At 35.4% G+C, this 17,039-nt stretch carries 14 protein-coding genes; 5 read left to right on the forward strand and 9 right to left on the reverse strand.

The window, feature by feature from the left end:
• The first annotated feature begins 161 nt into the window (after positions 1–161).
• Complete coding sequence (locus EG344_RS03930; protein WP_123908408.1) at positions 162–1,469, forward strand: DEAD/DEAH box helicase; 1,308 nt, start codon at positions 162–164, stop codon at positions 1,467–1,469.
• Positions 1,470–1,557: 88 nt separating this feature from the next.
• Here the strand turns inward: EG344_RS03930 and EG344_RS03935 are convergent, their stop codons facing one another.
• Positions 1,558–2,451 carry an SMP-30/gluconolactonase/LRE family protein gene (locus EG344_RS03935; protein WP_123908409.1) on the reverse strand — a complete coding sequence of 298 codons (894 nt, stop codon included), beginning with the start codon at positions 2,449–2,451 and terminating at the stop codon, positions 1,558–1,560.
• 258 nt (positions 2,452–2,709) lie between these two features.
• Here EG344_RS03935 and ccoG point away from each other — a divergent pair, with 258 nt between their 5' ends.
• Positions 2,710–4,152 (forward strand): cytochrome c oxidase accessory protein CcoG, encoded by a 1,443-nt coding sequence (ccoG, locus tag EG344_RS03940; protein WP_123908410.1) that lies wholly within the window; start codon positions 2,710–2,712, stop codon positions 4,150–4,152.
• Positions 4,153–4,262: 110 nt separating this feature from the next.
• Here the strand turns inward: ccoG and EG344_RS03945 are convergent, their stop codons facing one another.
• A complete protein-coding gene (locus tag EG344_RS03945; RefSeq protein WP_123908411.1) occupies positions 4,263–5,141 on the reverse strand; it encodes an AraC family transcriptional regulator in 879 nt (292 codons plus the stop codon).
• 126 nt (positions 5,142–5,267) lie between these two features.
• A complete protein-coding gene (locus EG344_RS03950; protein ID WP_164464382.1) occupies positions 5,268–7,946 on the reverse strand; it encodes a reprolysin-like metallopeptidase in 2,679 nt (892 codons plus the stop codon).
• A 181-nt stretch (positions 7,947–8,127) separates the two neighbouring features.
• Between EG344_RS03950 and EG344_RS03955 the strand changes: the two genes are divergently transcribed.
• Complete coding sequence (locus EG344_RS03955; RefSeq protein WP_123908413.1) at positions 8,128–8,472, forward strand: MerR family transcriptional regulator; 345 nt, start codon at positions 8,128–8,130, stop codon at positions 8,470–8,472.
• Positions 8,473–8,624: 152 nt separating this feature from the next.
• Positions 8,625–9,908: a helix-hairpin-helix domain-containing protein gene (locus EG344_RS03960; RefSeq protein ID WP_123908414.1), complete on the forward strand. Its 1,284-nt coding sequence runs from the start codon at positions 8,625–8,627 to the stop codon at positions 9,906–9,908.
• 103 nt (positions 9,909–10,011) lie between these two features.
• Here the strand turns inward: EG344_RS03960 and rluF are convergent, their stop codons facing one another.
• The 5 genes from rluF to EG344_RS03985 all read right to left on the reverse strand — a co-directional run bounded on the left by rluF (position 10,012) and on the right by EG344_RS03985 (position 13,596).
• Positions 10,012–10,734, reverse strand: a complete 723-nt coding sequence (gene rluF, locus EG344_RS03965) for a 23S rRNA pseudouridine(2604) synthase RluF (RefSeq protein ID WP_123908415.1) — start codon at positions 10,732–10,734, stop codon at positions 10,012–10,014.
• A 26-nt stretch (positions 10,735–10,760) separates the two neighbouring features.
• Positions 10,761–11,459, reverse strand: a complete 699-nt coding sequence (gene truB, locus EG344_RS03970) for a tRNA pseudouridine(55) synthase TruB (protein WP_123908416.1) — start codon at positions 11,457–11,459, stop codon at positions 10,761–10,763.
• A 21-nt stretch (positions 11,460–11,480) separates the two neighbouring features.
• Positions 11,481–12,299, reverse strand: coding sequence for an undecaprenyl-diphosphate phosphatase (locus EG344_RS03975; RefSeq protein ID WP_123908417.1), 819 nt, complete (start codon positions 12,297–12,299; stop codon positions 11,481–11,483).
• A gap of 98 nt (positions 12,300–12,397) precedes the next feature.
• Positions 12,398–12,694, reverse strand: coding sequence for a DUF3098 domain-containing protein (locus EG344_RS03980; protein ID WP_123859904.1), 297 nt, complete (start codon positions 12,692–12,694; stop codon positions 12,398–12,400).
• Positions 12,695–12,696: 2 nt separating this feature from the next.
• Positions 12,697–13,596, reverse strand: a complete 900-nt coding sequence (locus EG344_RS03985; protein WP_123908418.1) for a cell division protein FtsX — start codon at positions 13,594–13,596, stop codon at positions 12,697–12,699.
• Between the two features lie 92 nt (positions 13,597–13,688).
• Between EG344_RS03985 and rsmA the strand changes: the two genes are divergently transcribed.
• Positions 13,689–14,459: a 16S rRNA (adenine(1518)-N(6)/adenine(1519)-N(6))-dimethyltransferase RsmA gene (rsmA, locus tag EG344_RS03990; protein ID WP_123908419.1), complete on the forward strand. Its 771-nt coding sequence runs from the start codon at positions 13,689–13,691 to the stop codon at positions 14,457–14,459.
• Positions 14,460–14,549: 90 nt separating this feature from the next.
• On the opposite strand, the gene EG344_RS03995 is transcribed toward rsmA, so the two are convergent.
• Complete coding sequence (locus tag EG344_RS03995) at positions 14,550–16,823, reverse strand: choice-of-anchor L domain-containing protein (RefSeq protein WP_317126488.1); 2,274 nt, start codon at positions 16,821–16,823, stop codon at positions 14,550–14,552.
• Positions 16,824–17,039: the final 216 nt, after the last annotated feature.

Below are 17,039 nucleotides of genomic sequence, written 5' to 3' on the forward strand. Positions count from 1 at the left end.
ATACTATTTAAAAATATGAAAATCAAATTATTACACAAATATATTTTTTTTAAAAGTCTTACAGCAACTGATCATAAAATTTATCACAACCAGAGTAAGGTATTAAACTAATAAAAGCAGTTTGTTTTATTTAACCATTACTTTATTTTACCTTTGCACCCATGGAACTACAATCAATTTATCAAAAGCTGCAGATTCAGGATATGAATCAGATGCAGAAATCTACTTATAAAGCATCTGAAAACAATACGGATATTGTTCTGCTCTCTCCTACCGGATCAGGAAAAACCCTTGCTTTTTTATTTCCTGTTCTCAGAAATCTGAAAAAGGATGTGCAGGGTGTTCAGGCATTAATATTAGTTCCTGCCAGAGAATTGGCGTTACAGATTGAACAGGTTTTCAAGTCGATGGGAACGGATTTTAAGGTTTCTGTTTGCTATGGTGGACATGATAAAAAGATTGAAGTCAATAATTTAATTGAAGCTCCGGCTGTTTTAATCGGAACTCCGGGAAGAATTACCTATCACGTAAGGAATAATAATTTTGATCCAAAAACCATCAAAACATTAGTTCTGGATGAATTTGACAAAGCTTTGGAACTGGGCTTTCATGATGATATGGAGTTTATTTGTAATTCTTTAAAAGGCCTTTCTCAAAGAATTTTAACCTCTGCAACAGCAATGGATGAAATTCCTGCATTTACAGGATTAAAAGATGAAAAAATCATCAGCTTCCTCAAAGAAAATGAAGTAAAACCGGATATTCAACTGAGAAAAGTAATGACTATCTCAGAAGAAAAACTAGATACACTTTTCAATTTGGTTTGTAAAATAGGGAATAAAAGAACGTTGATCTTCTGTAACCACCGTGATGCAGTAGACCGTATTTCTGAGCTTCTTCATCAGATGGGAATCGACAGAGAAACCTTCCATGGAGGAATGGAACAGGATGAAAGAGAACGTGCCTTACTGAAATTCAGAAATGATTCAGCAAGAATTCTTATCACAACTGATCTGGCAGCCCGTGGGCTTGATATTCCTGAGGTAGAATCTATTGTACACTATCAATTGCCTCCAAAAGAAGATGCTTTCATCCACAGAAACGGACGTACTGCGAGGATGAATGCCAAAGGTTTTGTCTACCTTATCATGACGGAAGAGGAAAATTTCCCGTTCATCAAAAACGATACCCCTGAAGAAAGCGTTGCCGGATTTACTAAAGTTCCGCAAAAAACACCTTTCCAGACGATTTACATCAGCGCCGGAAAAAAAGACAAGGTGAATAAAGTGGATATTGTAGGCTATTTGCTTAAAAAAGGGGAACTACAAAAAGAGGATGTTGGTGTTATTGAAGTAAAAGATACTACGTCTTATGTTGCCGTTTCGAGAAATAAAGTGAATGCTCTTTTAAGAAAACTTCAGAATGAAAAACTGAAAGGAAAAAAAGTGAAGATGGAGGTTGCTTATTAAGCTTAACGACTTCTTAAAAACCTATGTGTTTATGTGGTAAAAATTAACCACATAAGCACATAGAAATATTTTAAAATGATCTTACCGTTTATTTTATTCCTCTCACTCTCATCGGAAAAGTATACACCGATTTTGAAGCAGTAATGAATAAAACATCGTTATTTTCTCCCCCGAATGTTACATTGGACGTCCATTTTTCAGGAATAGAAATGTGATATATCTTTTTTCCTTCACGGTTAAAGACATGTACTCCATCACCGGTTAAATAAAGATTTCCGTGTTTATCCAGTGTCATCCCATCTGAACCCATTTCACAAAACAATCTTTTTTCAGATAGTTTTCCTTCTCCTAGAATGTCATAAACATAGGTTTTTCCGGCATCAATATCAGAAAGGTATAATTTCTTTAAAGTCTCACTTCCTACAATTCCGTTAGGCTGCGTGAAAGTGTCTAATTTATTAATCTTTCCATTTTTATTTCTATAATAAAGGCTTTTATTAGACAGCTCCTGCTTAAAACCTATCCAATAATCTCTTTCATATAGCGGATCGGTAAAATACATTCCTCCAAAAACGTCATTCCATACATCATTAGGACCATTTAATCTTTTCCCTTCAAAATCTTTGAATAAAATTTCTACTTTTTTATCTTTTGAGATCTTCCACATCTCTCCGTTATCATCTGAACAGGTAATCAGGAAGCCGTCTTTATCAAAATGAGTTCCGTTTGCCCTTCCTGTTTTGCCTAAAAATTCTATAATCTGATTGCTTCTCCAGTCCCAGTAATAGATCTTATCGTTAGGCTGATCGGTAAAATATACATTCCCTTCTTTATCGGTTGATGGGCCTTCTGTAAAGCTAAACTTGTCAGAAACCATTTGTGGTTTTGAACCTTCATAAAACATTTTACTACTATTTACTGATTGACAGTTTACCAATGCGAAAACCAAACCAATCAGACCTATTTTACTGATATTCTTCATACTTCATTTTTAGACCTGCAATTTACAACATGCTTTATCAGTTTCAAAAATATTTTCTCATTTTGATGCATTGTATTCCAAAACATATAATGTCCCAATTGTCCTATTTTTGAAGTAGATCATATTAGTAGTTGAAGGATATAATTCAGAGCTTTGCAGTAGAGGAATCGATACCGTTTTATCTATAGAAGTTCAGTTTGAAAACAGGTATTGTTCCGGATGAAAAATATTACCAAAATACTTTTATAGCATACGATAATGAGCGCAGAGTCCAACAACATCAAATCCCTGGAAATTGAAAATGAAGATTTTAGAAATTCGGTAGGAACAATGGATGAAACCGGAAAAAGAAAATGGATCTTCCCCCGAAAACCAAAAGGAAAATATACCAATTACAGGAACTATACAAGCTATGCTTTACTTACCCTTTTCTTTGGATTGCCTTTTATGAAGATCAATAACAATCCTTTCTTCCTATTTAATGTTATTGATAGAAAGTTCTTTATTATTGGGCAGCCATTTTATCTTCAGGACTTTTTCATTCTTGCCCTGGGAGCGGTTACCTCTGTGATCTTCGTCATGTTATTTACTGTAGTTTTCGGAAGAATATTCTGTGGCTGGCTTTGTCCGCAAACCTTATTTATGGAAATGGTATTCCGTAAAATAGAATACTGGATTGAAGGAGACCGGAACAAACAAATGAAGCTCGACAGACAGGAATGGGATGCTGAAAAGATCAGAAAAAGAGTTACGAAATGGTCTGTATTTATTTTGATTTCAATGGTCATTTCTACTTTTATGTTCATGTATATCGTAGGTTACGAACAGGTCTTTCAGATTATGATTGAAGGGCCGGCAGAACATCCTTTAAAGTTTATCACAATGATTTTTTTCACGATGACTTTTTACTTTGTTTTTGCATGGCTTCGTGAGCAGGTATGTACTCTGGTTTGTCCTTACGGAAGACTTCAGGGAGTTTTAATTGATAAACAGACCATCAACGTATATTACGATTTTAAAAGAGGGGAAGGCCGTTCAAAATGGAGAAATAATGAAGATAGAAAAGCGGCTGGTAAAGGAGATTGTATAGATTGTAATCAATGCGTTGTAGTCTGTCCTACGGGAATTGACATTAGACACGGGCAGCAATTGGAATGTGTCAACTGTACGGCATGTATTGATGCCTGCGATGAAGTAATGGATAAAGTGGGCTTGCCTAAAGGATTGATCCGTTATGCTACTGAATCTGAAATTGAAAATCGTGAGAAATTCAAATTTACGTCAAGAATGAAGGCTACCACTGTTATTTTAGCCCTATTGATCGGATTTCTTGGCTTTTTAATGTATGATCGTGGATCTATGGAAGCAAAGTTTATTAAACCAGCGGGCTCTACGTTCTTTATCAAAGAGGGTAAAATCACCAATACTTTCATTTATACACTTCTGAATAAATCAAATGAGAAAAAGATTCTAACCATTAAAGTAGTCAGTCCTGAGGATGCTGAAATCACTTATTTCGGATCTGAAAAAATCATTTTGAAGGGTGACCAGATCTTAAAAGGAAATATCAACATATCCTTCCCTGAAGACAAAATCAAATTCTCTAAACAAAATATGGTCATTGGGGTTTTTGATGAAGAAGGAAAACTGGTAGATTCATTTGAAACTACTTTTGAGGGACCATTTAAGCTTGCGTTATAATAGAGAGAGGTGAAGTTCGGGGTTTTTAGGTTTGAACAGGTATTATAAAACCATTCACTGATAACCATCACTATAAATTTTAAACCTTGAGCCCTGAACTTCAAACCAAATTAGGCCTTATATTTCCTCATAAACTGAGTAGGGGTCATTCCGGAACTTTTCCGGAAGACTCTTACAAAGTAAGAATATTCTTCATAGCCGAGTCTGAAAGCAATATCAACAAGGTTTTCATCGAGGTACATCAGCATTCTTTTGGCTTCAAGCACTACCCTTTCGGTAATAACTTCTGTAGCTGTTTTCTGTACGACAGCCTGTACAGTCCTATTCAGGTGCTTTGATGAAATCCCTAGTAAAGACGCATAATAAGCAATGGATTTATGTTCCGTAAAATACTGCTCTATAAGGCTTTCAAAATCCTGATAATGCTTAAAATAAGAAAGGCCGGCAGAAGAAGTCAGCGTATCAAAGTCTTTTGAAAACAAACGGGTTGAATTGATAAAAATCTGCGACATTAATGACAGGATAAGTCCATTTTTCATCAGATGGTTAGACTGCTGTTCTTTTTCCAGTTCCTTAAATAAATGAATTTTCTTTGGCAGTTCTATGGCATCCAACTGCAATTTTCTAGGAAAAGAAACTGATCCGAAGAAAGGAAAATTTCTCAGTTTCTGATTCACATAATGCATTTCATAAAATTCCTGAGAACAAAAGAAAATATATCCTTCTATATCTTCCGAAAGTTCCCAGCTGTGAATTTGTCCTGGTGATAGAAAAAAAAGGCTTCCTTCTGAAACCTCATACCGCTGAAAATCTATTTCATGAATTCCATTTCCCTGTGTAAAAAGCACAGCAGCATAAAAGTCATGTCTATGAGGTTTTTCTATATGCTGATGCCCTACAATCAAATGGTTTTTCATCGTATTAAAATAAAAATCAGAAGGATTCTTACCCTGAAAAAGATCAATATGAAGAACAGAAATTGAATTCATCCTATATTTTATAAGAAAAGGATTAATAAATGGGGGATAAAAATACTATAAATAAAACCAAGCTACAAATTACGACATAAAAAAGGACCGACTATTGCCGATCCTTTTTATACAATGTAATGATTATTATTTTATAACCAGTTTGCTGTTGTATACTCCTTTCGAAGAACTGATACTGATTACATATACTCCTTTCGGTACATTAACATTCAGTTCTTTGGTATTATTTCCTTCACTCTGATAGACTGATGAATAAATCAATCTTCCACTTGAATCAAATAAAGTGACTTTCACTTCCCCTTTTATATTCTGAGATTTGATAAAGAAATTACCGTCACTTGGGTTAGGATACACTTTAATATCATCAGCTAACAGAGAAGATACCTCTCTGGTTGCAAGGCTCTGATTCTGGGTTTCCTGAGTACATACTTCAAGCGACCATCCGGTAATAGTTCCAGCATTTCCTGCGTTATTATCTGTTGCAAAAAGCTTCCATTCTCCTTGTGCAGAATGTCCTTTAAATATACCCAAAGATTCATTTGATTTGGTCTCTCCCTGAACTGGAGAAGTACAGGTAACTGCAGCTCCTGTATCACTAAATGAAGCCGTAATACCCGATTGTCCCGAACACTGTCTGTTCCAGAAAAGAGCTGATGATCCAACCGGACTTTCAATACCAATCGCCAATTGGCTTACACTTGGATGGGTAACCGCTGGAGTCACTTTTATTTTGGTAATGGTTCCCGTATTATTAACCATTAAAGGAATTGTTATTCTTGGAGCTGATATACCGCTACCGCCTGGACCGTCTGTAATGGCTACAGGACCTCCGCTATAGGTATAAGTATTACAAATTTCACCTGTCACATTATAATCAATCACAAAACTAGGGCTTACTGCATAATAGATGTTATCCACTGCTTCAATCAAAATATAAGCATTGGACGAAGTAGAACCAACAGGAATCGTTATTTGTTCATTACCATCATTAGGGGTATTAGCGGCAATAATACTAAATGTCTTTCCACCATCTTTAGATAATTTGATATTTACATTTGCTGTATTCACCGGCGCTGTATTTGTACCGGCAACATTCCAGGTAATATTCACAGTTGCACCGGAGCTCAATGACTGACCAAACACCGGAGCTGTTACCTGAAAAGGTCCTGATACAGCATCCACGGTTATTACCATTCCATCTTTTGAAACTTGTGGCTGTAATGGATTATTATTTCTTACAGTAGCTGCAAAATTAAGATTCCTAGCTACACTTGATACACTTTCCCAACGGGTTGATAAAACACCGGCCAATACTTTATTGAAATCCGGAAAATATCTTACTAATGAGTTTACCGGAGGAAAAGATCTGAAAGTAGGGCCTGTTGGCTTTGCAGGGTAAGCTGAGGAAATATCTCCCGCTCCAATTTGAGCCGCTGCGGCCTGATCTGTTTGCTCCCAGTTATAGGTATAAGAAATAGTATTAACATCGTTAGTAGATGCTTTTAAAACAAATGCTGTTGATTTAGGAATTGTATAATCGAGTCCGGCATTAATAGTAGGAGCAGGATCTATAAAAGGGGTATTAGTTCCACAGCTTAGGCTGTTTAATTTAGTTCTGATCTGGGTGATACTATTGGTATGATAATAATCGTTAGAATTAAACTGAACATCAGAAGCCGTAGTAATTCCGGTATATGCCATTATGGTACTTCCGCTTCCAGGTTCTACTTTTTGATCTGCCTGCGAAGATCTGTAGGTATAAGAATGTCCGGCTCCCAGCTGATGCCCCATTTCATGAGCGACATAGTCTATATCAAATTTATCTCCTTCCGGAAAATTGTGAGCAGTCCATCCTCCTCCTTTTGAGCTACTCCCACAAATAACTCCTACGAAGGCAGATCCGTTACCGCCTTTCTTATCAATCAGATGTCCCATATCATAATCTTCAGTAGGGATTCTTGCTGATATCTGGGCATGGGCTTCGCTAGGGCCACCATTGATATAAGGATCAGATGCAGGATCTAAGAAAATGATAGTTTCATTATTCGCAATCAGATTAAAATGAAAAGAAAGATCTTTTTCAAAAACACTGTTAAGACGGGTAAGACTAGCATTCATTGCGGCCAGAATTACAGCTTTCTTCTCTACATCTGTAGCTGTTGTAGGGGTTCCGGCTGCCGTTAAATGATACTGTGCATATTCTCCCGTACAGGATAATGCCAATCTGAAAATATTAAAACCAACTGCTTTTTTATTTACAGCATCGTTTTTTTTTTCGGTAGCGTTCTTCTCCACCTCCTCTACTGTGGAACATTCGAAAGGTTCTTTTTCCTGTCCTCTTCTTCCATTGGAATCAAAAACAGCATAAATTGTTCTGTCTTCAGTATAAGGTTCTATAAACTCTGATATCCCGGAACGGGTAATCATAGAAGAAAATCCTACAGGAGATAAACTAAATCTTAAATAGACACTTGGATCTTCCAATGCGGTACCTACATAAGATTTAATATCTGGATATTTTGCCTGTAATTCAGGAGCCATATTGGAAAACTCCCAAACTTGGAATTTTTCCAATCTCCCCTGGGCTGTAGGAAGAGAAATAATAGTTCCTTTTTGACTTGAAAAACGGGCCGGTACATTTTTTAAAAGCTGTTTAAGCTGATTGGCATCCAGAGAATAAAGTCCTGCAAATTCAAGCTTTTCCTGTGATTTTTTAACTTTTTGAGCCCGAAGTTCGGTTCTTGTCCACTGTGAAGACCCAAAGAAAGGAATTACCAGTGCAAAAATGAATAAATAATATTTCATAATCGTCATATTTTAATGTGTTTCACTAAGTTATAAAAAAAAACATTTGTTTTATATTTTTTCACAACATCATGAAAATATATTTTATTTCAATTAAAAACCAGGTTATCACAGGACTTTGCAAGATATATTTGGATGAAACTTTAAAAAATTTTTATCTTTGAAGTTTAGGAGCTGTAAAATGAAAATAAACTTACCTGATAAACTGTATTATTCTATAGGAGAAGTCGCTAAGGCATTCGATGTAAATACTTCATTAATACGATATTGGGAACAGGAATTTCCTATCATCAAACCTAAAAAGAATAGAAAAGGAAATCGTTACTTCACTCCTGAGGATATCAAAAACCTACAGATGATCTATCATTTGGTAAAAGAGAAGGGATACACACTTGATGGAGCCCGTGTTGCTTTAACTACCAACAGTAAGATTTCAGAAACCATTACTATCATTGACCGTCTCGAATTTGTAAAAGCCGAACTTTTAAAACTGAAAGAATCATTGGGTGATAGGGACACTGAGTAGTTTCTTCACCTTCCTTTAAATAATTCTACCCCAAAGAATATTAAGGTCTTAATTTTTAACAGACTGTACTTTTTATATTCTAATATCAACCATTACAACCTTCGTTATTGTGAAGTATGGTTTTTATCAATATGTTTATACTTTATATACACATGATGAGAAAAAACTATTACCAAAAACTGGCTTTTATGGTCATTGTATTGGCTATTCTATTAGCTTTTCAGAAATATACCCGAAAAGATAAGGAGCCTTTTTCGAAGATAAAATTCATTGCCGAAACTTCAGTTAATGTCAACTTAACAGATTTTGACCCCAATATTTTAAGTCCGGAACGTTGGCAAAAGCTCGGCTTTTCTGAAAAACAGGTATCTACTATTCTTAAATATAAAGACATTGTAGGCGGGACTTTTATATCAAAAGAACAACTGAAAAAATGTTATGCTATTTCAGATGAAAAATTTGAAGAACTGAAACCCTTCATTCTGCTTCCTGAAGCTTCTGAAAAGAATAATTCCCAACCTGCTAACAACTTTGATAAGAAAGAAATTAAGGTTTCCGGAAAGTTTAATCCAGATATGAAAACTGTCCGTGATTGGATTAAAATGGGATTCAGTGAAAAACAGGCGGAAGCTATTCTAAAATATAAAAACTATCTTGGAGGAAGCTTTATCAGTAAAGAAAAGTTCAGAGAATGCTTTATCATTTCTCCTGAAAATTATAATAAGCTGGAATCTTATTTACTGTTGCCGGCAAAAACTTCTGAGAACTTTAAAGCCTCTGGAGCCCGTTATCCTGAAAAGATAAAAATACAATATCATACTTTTGATCCGAACCGTCTGGATGTTGAGGGATGGCAAAAACTTGGTTTTTCTGAGAAACAGGCTCAGATTATTGTGAATTACCGCGATAGAAATCTCGGAGGTAGCTTTAAAGATATTGATGATCTACAAAAATGCTTTGTAATTTCTGCCGAGAAATTTCAGGAGATGAAACCTTTTATCAAGCTCAGTCCAGCGACTGTAAAGAAAGAAGAGAAACAGCAAGAAAAAACTGATTTCTCAAAAACAGATCTCAATACCATTACCTTTAAGCAGCTTATAGAGTTTGGACTGGATGAAAAGAGTGCCGGCTCTATGATTGGCTTTAGAAAAAAGCTGAGGGGATTTGTTAATAAACAACAGATTCTGGATACCTATAATATTGATAAGGAAGGGGTTCAAAAATTAATATCCATTGCCCCATTGGATACTTCCAGCGTTCCTAAATACACATTAACAGATGCTCCTGAAGAATGGTTGAAAGATCATCCTTATTTTAAATATTCTGCTGACAAAATTATCTTCTATCGCATCACCTATCCTGATGACAAGAAAATTTTGAAATTTCTGAAATTAAAACCTGAATATGAAGAAAAAATGAAATTATACTTAAAATAAAAACAAGTCATCCTTGCTTATATAAAACATTACCCATACGTCATAAAAAAAGTAGGAAAACCACTTCCTACTTTTTTATTGATAACTTATTAATTATTGAATCTTAATCAATTGTTTTACTTGAGTCTGTAAGCAAACCGTTTAATGCATTAAGCTCATCCTCGGTTAAGTCTCTCCATTTTCCGATTGGGAGATCCAGTTTGATATTCATGATACGAATCCTTTTCAGCTTTTTTACATCATAGCCCAAGTATTCACACATTCTGCGGATTTGCCTGTTTAAACCTTGGGTAAGAATAATTCTGAAATTCATTTCATCAATCTTCTCCACTTCACATTTCTTGGTCACAGTATCCAGAATAGGAACTCCGTTTCTCATTTTTTCCAGAAACCTTGGAGTGATCGGCTTGTCTACACGGACCAAGTATTCTTTTTCGTGATTATTTCTGGCTCGTAGAATTTTATTTACAATGTCACCATCACTGGTTAAAAGAATAAGTCCTTCACTGGGTTTATCCAGCCTTCCGATTGGAAAAATTCTTTTGGGGTGGCTGATATAATCTACGATATTATTCTTTTCACGTTTGGTATCTGTGGTACATACAATTCCTACAGGTTTATTGAAAGCAATATAAACTGGTTTTTCCTGCGGTTCTCTAATGGGCTTGCCATCTACTTCTACCAGATCTTCATCAGAAACTTTGGTTCCCAGTTCAGGAATTTTACCGTTAATTGTTATTCTTCCTTCTTCCAACAGCTTATCAGCTGCTCTTCTTGAACAGTAACCTACTTCTGATAAATATTTATTGATACGTGTCTTTTCCATGAATTCTTTCCGTAACCGGAATTATTTTATTCTCCTTGAAATCTAAAATCATTATTTAAAAACTGAGCTGTAGCATCTTCGATTTTATAATCTCCGATTTTTGTTCTTCTCAATTGTGTTAAATAAGCTCCTACTCCTAATTCCTGCCCAATATCATGAGCGAGACTTCTGATGTAGGTTCCTTTTGAACATCCCACTGTAAAGCTTATCAAAGGAAACTCTATTACAATATCTTTAAGATAATGAATGGTTGTTTTTCTGGACTTCATTTCCACTTCTTCTCCTGCTCTAGCCAGATTATAGGCTCTTTCACCATCAATCTTTATTGCAGAATAAACCGGTGGTTTCTGTTCGATTTCGCCAACGAATTTTTCCAATGCTTCTTTTACCTGTTCTTCAGTGATATGCGAAATATCCTGATGAAGGATTTCAGGCTTTTCAGTGTCGTAAGATTCAGTTTGTACTCCTATTTTAATCTCTGTCCAGTATTCTTTAGGAGCATCCTGAATTTCAGGAATTTTTTTCGTGAATTTTCCACAGCAAACAATCAGAAGCCCGGTTGCTCTTGGATCCAGGGTTCCTGCATGTCCGATTTTAAATTTTTTAGGAAGGTCAAACTCCCTTTTAAGTTTATATTTCATTTTATTGACAGCCTGGAAGGAAGTCCAGTCCAAAGGCTTATCCAATAAAAAAATGTATCCTGATTTCAGTTCTTCCGCCGTCATTAATGGATATATGAATGTTTTTTATTTAAAGAAATAAAAATAGATTAGTAAAGCAATTCCTACGAAAATACGGTACCATCCCCAAGGTCTGAAACCATATTTGTTAAGTACACCAATGAATGCTTTGATAGCAATAAGAGCTACAATAAATGCCACCACATTTCCTATCACGAAGATCATAATGTGATCCTGTGAAGCCATAATCATTTCATATCCTTTCTGTGGATTAGCCGTTTCTTTTCCCCATGTCTTTACAAAAACAGAATACACTGTTACCGCCAACATAGTAGGCACTGCAAGAAAGAAAGAAAATTCTGCAGCTGCTTTTCTGGTAAGTCCCTGTGTCATCCCTCCAATAATAGATGCTGCACTACGGCTTGTTCCCGGCATCATTGCCAGACACTGCCAGAATCCTATGGTTACCGCCTTTCTTATCGTAATTCCTTTTTCATCATCAATTTTAGGGTTTTTAAACCATTTATCAGCAAACAATAAAACTACTCCACCTAAAACCAATACTGAAGAAATAGCAATCTGATTTCCCAGAACGGCTTCAATTTTATCATCGAATAAATATCCTAATACCAATGCAGGAACTACTGCAAAGGCCAGTTTAAAATAAAACTGAATATTATTCAAATCGAAAAACTTCTTCCAATACGCCACTACAACTGACAAAATAGCCCCAAACTGAATGGAAACCTGAAACATTTTCAAAAATTCATCATCGGGCATTCCCAATAAATTGGCAGTGAATCCCATGTGTGCTGTAGATGAGATAGGAAGATATTCTGTTAATCCCTCTACAATGGCAATAATAATTGCTTTGATTAAATCCATATTCTTTTACAAAAATTAAAAGATTAAGAGATTGAGATATTTAAAGTACTGGACTCTAAATGTCTTAATCTCTTAATCTCAAAATATAAATTTTTAATTTATTTTCTTTTTAAAATAGCGTAGACTTCTATTACAAAACCTATCACAACAAATAACGGAGCAATTCTGATCCTTCTGATAGAAAAGATATCGTCATTCCAAGAATTGGGGTCAAATTTACCATCTACGGTATTGGCATCAGCTCCCATCATCAAAAGAAATCCAACCACAATAAATGCCAGCCCGATCAGCATCCATTTAAAGTTCTCTTTTCCGAAGTAGAATGTATTTTCCTGTGGCACTTCTGCTTCGCTTCCGAAGTCTGAAGCAGAAAATTTATTTGTTTTTTTGCTCATTTTTAAGAGTAATATAAGTCGTCAACGTTTGATTTTAAGAATCTCCATGTTGCAAAAATAGTACTTAAGACGGAAATAAAAATTCCTACTCCCAATACTAAGATTACCAACCAGAAATACTGATTATTGTCCTGTACAAAAGCGGATCCTATCTGGCTTGTAAAATAATACCAAACACCCCCTAAGGCAATAAGACCAATTACAGAACCAATAGCCCCTAAAACAATGGCTTCAATGATAAAAGGCTTAAGAATAAATCTTCTTTTTGCGCCCACCAGCTGCATCGTTTTAATAATAAATCTCTTGGAGAAAATTTTAAGACGGATAGAATTGTTAATTAACACTACAGCCAATACTAAAAACAACAATGAAAATCCAAAGATCCATTTTAAAATTCTGCTCAGGTTATTGTACACATCTACCATCAAAGTACTGTCATTCTTTACATCGATAATGCCAGGAACTGATTTTATGACTTTGATCGCTTCATCAATTTTCGCAGGATCTACATATTCAGGTTTTAAAGCAACTTCAATAGATGATGGGAAGATATTTTCTTCAAATAACGCATCACTATCAATCCCCATACTCTTTTTAGCTTCCTTTGCAGCCATGCTTCTTGAAATATAGGTTGCTTTTTTTACAGGAGCTAACGTCTGTACCTTTTTAAAAGTTTCTTCCTCTAGTTTTGCAATTTTTACAGAATCTTTAGCGTCATAATTTTCATCAAAGTAAGCGTTCACCACCAATTGTTCTTTGATATAGTCAGAATACTTCTGGGCATTAATTAAAATAAGTCCCATTAATCCTAACAAAAATAACACTAAGGCAATACTTATCACTACTGTAATATTGCTGGACCGAAGCCTTTTCTTATTAAACTCATCTACAGATTTAGCCATTAATATTAAAATTTTTGGCTAAAATAGAAAAAATCTTCCGAAATTTGGGAACGAAAAAGAGAAAATCACTGTTAATAAAATCATAAAAAACATTGAGTGTAAAAGCAAAAAAGCATCTTGGTCAACACTTTTTGACAGATGAAAACATCGCAAGAAAAATTGTAGAAGGTCTTAGTTTTGAGAACTATAATAACATCATGGAAGTAGGTCCCGGAATGGGGGTTCTTACCAAATATCTTCTTGAAAAAGATCAGAACATTTATCTTGCCGAAATTGACACGGAATCTATAGAATACCTGAAAAATAATTATTCTAAGGTTACGGAAAGTACTTTTGTAGGAGATTTCCTGAAGCAGGATTTTAATTTTATCAAAGATGAGCAGATTGCGATTATCGGGAACTTCCCGTATAATATTTCATCGCAGATATTATTCCAGATCGTTGATTATTACGAGCTGATTCCTGAAATGGTGGGAATGTTCCAGAAAGAAGTAGCTGAAAGAACCGCTGCTGTTCCAAGAACTAAAAATTATGGTATTCTTTCCGTTCTTATTCAGGCTTATTATGACGTTTCCTATATGTTTACGGTCCATGAGAATGTCTTTAATCCACCACCAAAGGTAAAATCGGGCGTTATCCGCCTTACAAGAAATCCTAAAGAAGGACTAACCGGTAATGAGATTCTTTTTAAGCAGATTGTAAAGACAGGTTTCAATCAAAGAAGAAAAAAACTCTCCAATGCATTAAAGACACTGAACATTCCTGAAGCTTTGAAAGGTCATGAATTTTTAGATAAAAGAGCAGAAGAACTTAGTGTTTCTGACTTCATCCACTTTGCTAACCTCTGGAAAGAAAACCAATAAGATATATAAAAAAACTCCTTTAATGAGGAGCTTTTATCAGTATTTCTATAAAAAGAAAGCCTTTCAGATGAAAGGCTTTCTTTTATTATATTATTCTCTGTTTTTCAACATGATCCAACCGGACCAGTTCATCTGAGTTTTAGATTTTGGATATTCATAAGTAAACTTATACCAATACGTTGCAGATGGCAATCTCTTACCCAGTAAAGTACCATCCCAAATTGGTGTTTCTTTTGTGAACCTGAACATCTCTACTCCATACCTGTCATAGATAGAACCTGTAAAGTTTTTGAACTGACCCAAAGCCTTTAGATCTAATACATCATTAATTCCATCATTATTGGGAGTAATAAAATTATTGATCTGTAAAGTAAAGAAGTCAAAAGTTCCTACACAGTGAGTTCCTACTCTTCTTACCAGAATGGTATAATTCACATTATCTAAAAGTCCAGAAAACACATTAGATTCCTGCCATGTAATTCCATTATCAATAGAATATTCCAGACTGCTTGGCGTATTATTCATTGGAGGATTTTCTGCAGTAACTGTCAGTGTTTTTTTAGATGTCTGATAATCTATTCCGGTTACATAAGGAATGGCAGCTCCTAATACTTTAGCAGAGAAGATTTTTTTACAATATCCATTATCAATTTCAACGGTATAGATTCCCCATTTCTCAACATCTATCTTTTGGGTAGTAGCTCCTGTACTCCATTTGTATTTATATTTAGGTCCGGCTCCTGCATCAAGAGTAACACGATCTCCGTCACATATTTCAACGTCTGCCAATGTACTTTTAATTTCAGGAACAACCTCAATTCTTATGGTTGCAGGATTAAGAGATTTACATCCTTTTGCTCCTATTGCATATACAGTAAATACGGTAGTCTGGTGTAGGGTAACCGTCTGCATATTGCCTGTTCCCGGGAAGTTGCTCCAAAGATAAGTATCTCCTCCTTCAGCCGTAAGTGTTACAGATTCTCCCGGGCATATCTGTATAGAAGATGTTTTCAGTTTAGCAACTGGGGTTTCTTCTTTAAGTAATTTCAACTCAACCAATTTGCTACAGAAACCTCCGTTGGAAACAACCACATATAATATCTGACCATCATTACCATTGTAGTTAAGGATATTTTGGATATAACTATTATTCTCAGCAACAGCATCCGTCTTATTTTCATAAAACTTGAATATAGCTCCCGGAGTTGTGCTAATTGTTGGTTTAATGCTACTTAAATCAAAAGTGGTAATATCCGGCGTAGTACAAAGCAGTAATGTAGCATCATTTGCCTGAGGTGTTGTCCCTCCATGAATTTCTATGGAAGCTTTACCCGGACAAGGGTTTCCAGGGACACTTACCTGAATAGTATAGGTCCCGGGTTGTGTAGCGGTAACTACATTGGTGGTAGCATTAGGAATCAAAGTTCCGTTATAAAACCACTGGTATAATAAGTTCGGATCATTTACAGAAGCGGTAAGTATCTGAGGTACATTATCACATACATTAATATCGCTAGGTAATTTTGTTCCACCAGGGCCTAAAAGATCTACGCCTATATTGAAGGATCCTCCTTCCAAAAATACTGCGGAATCATAACTATGGTCAAGATAATCAGCAATAACCATTTTGAAGTGATATTGCTGTCCTGCTACTACATCAGCTACTGCTGTAAGCGGAACCGTTCTTCCATTAAAGTTTGTTTCAATATTGGCAGTATTATACCCTCCAAAATACTGTTGATTTACAGCTCCACAAGTAGTTCCGATTGCAGGGTGAATATTGGTAATACTTACCGGTCCGGCTCCTCCCGGTAATATTGCCATGTTTGTGTAAGGGCCTCCCGATGTAGGCTTCAGTAATATAATGAAAGCATCCGCATATTTACATGGGAATGTCCCCGTATATTCTTCAGATGCAAGTAAATAATTAAATTTAATTTGAGAAGTGGTAGGAACAAAGTCAAACTCCAGAAGTACCGCGTCATTTAAATCAGCTTCCGGCACTCCAATAACCTGTGCCAAATCAGTATCCGTTCCACCACCATTGGTATCACTATTGCTGGCTTCAAAATTATTACCAGCCTTTCTTGCATATCCCGTCGAAAGAACAATTCCGTCTTTAAAAGGGAAATTAGTTGTTGCCTTATGGAAGTATCCCCAGGCTCTGTTTGCATCACCTACAGCATGATTAGGTGTGATTTTCACATTGGTTACATTAGGAGTAATACAGGTATTTGTTCCAGATGAAATCAATACATCTTTTACCAATTTTTCTATACTAAAACTGGATTCCGGGTATCCCGGAGCATTCACATCAATAAAAGCTCCGGCCTTTTTAGACTGAGCAGTCGCCTGCTTTTTCATAAATGGCCTAGGCTGATGATTCTGAGAAAACGAAAAATTCGAGATGAATAAAAAAAACAAACAAAGCGGTAGGTATCTTATCATAATATTTTTGTTTCAACAAATTTAATTTTTTTTTAAATATACCATACACATATTTATGTTTTTTATAAAAAAACTACAACATTTCAAGCAACAATACACATTTACCAATAATTAAACCGTTTTTAATAAAAT

This window comes from Chryseobacterium sp. G0162 (assembly GCF_003815715.1).
Taxonomy (GTDB): domain Bacteria; phylum Bacteroidota; class Bacteroidia; order Flavobacteriales; family Weeksellaceae; genus Chryseobacterium.

Coding starts and splice junctions, on each gene's coding strand:
- EG344_RS03950 (WP_164464382.1), bottom strand. CDS start 7,946: ATGAAATATTATTTATTCATTTTTGCACTGGTAATTCCTTTCTTTGGG.
- EG344_RS03980 (WP_123859904.1), bottom strand. CDS start 12,694: ATGAGCAAAAAAACAAATAAATTTTCTGCTTCAGACTTCGGAAGCGAA.
- EG344_RS03945 (WP_123908411.1), bottom strand. CDS start 5,141: ATGAATTCAATTTCTGTTCTTCATATTGATCTTTTTCAGGGTAAGAAT.
- truB (WP_123908416.1), bottom strand. CDS start 11,459: ATGACGGCGGAAGAACTGAAATCAGGATACATTTTTTTATTGGATAAG.
- EG344_RS03960 (WP_123908414.1), top strand. CDS start 8,625: ATGATGAGAAAAAACTATTACCAAAAACTGGCTTTTATGGTCATTGTA.
- EG344_RS03955 (WP_123908413.1), top strand. CDS start 8,128: ATGAAAATAAACTTACCTGATAAACTGTATTATTCTATAGGAGAAGTC.
- EG344_RS03985 (WP_123908418.1), bottom strand. CDS start 13,596: ATGGCTAAATCTGTAGATGAGTTTAATAAGAAAAGGCTTCGGTCCAGC.
- ccoG (WP_123908410.1), top strand. CDS start 2,710: ATGAGCGCAGAGTCCAACAACATCAAATCCCTGGAAATTGAAAATGAA.
- EG344_RS03995 (WP_317126488.1), bottom strand. CDS start 16,823: ATGAAAAAGCAGGCGACTGCTCAGTCTAAAAAGGCCGGAGCTTTTATT.
- EG344_RS03935 (WP_123908409.1), bottom strand. CDS start 2,451: ATGAAGAATATCAGTAAAATAGGTCTGATTGGTTTGGTTTTCGCATTG.
- EG344_RS03975 (WP_123908417.1), bottom strand. CDS start 12,299: ATGGATTTAATCAAAGCAATTATTATTGCCATTGTAGAGGGATTAACA.
- rluF (WP_123908415.1), bottom strand. CDS start 10,734: ATGGAAAAGACACGTATCAATAAATATTTATCAGAAGTAGGTTACTGT.
- EG344_RS03930 (WP_123908408.1), top strand. CDS start 162: ATGGAACTACAATCAATTTATCAAAAGCTGCAGATTCAGGATATGAAT.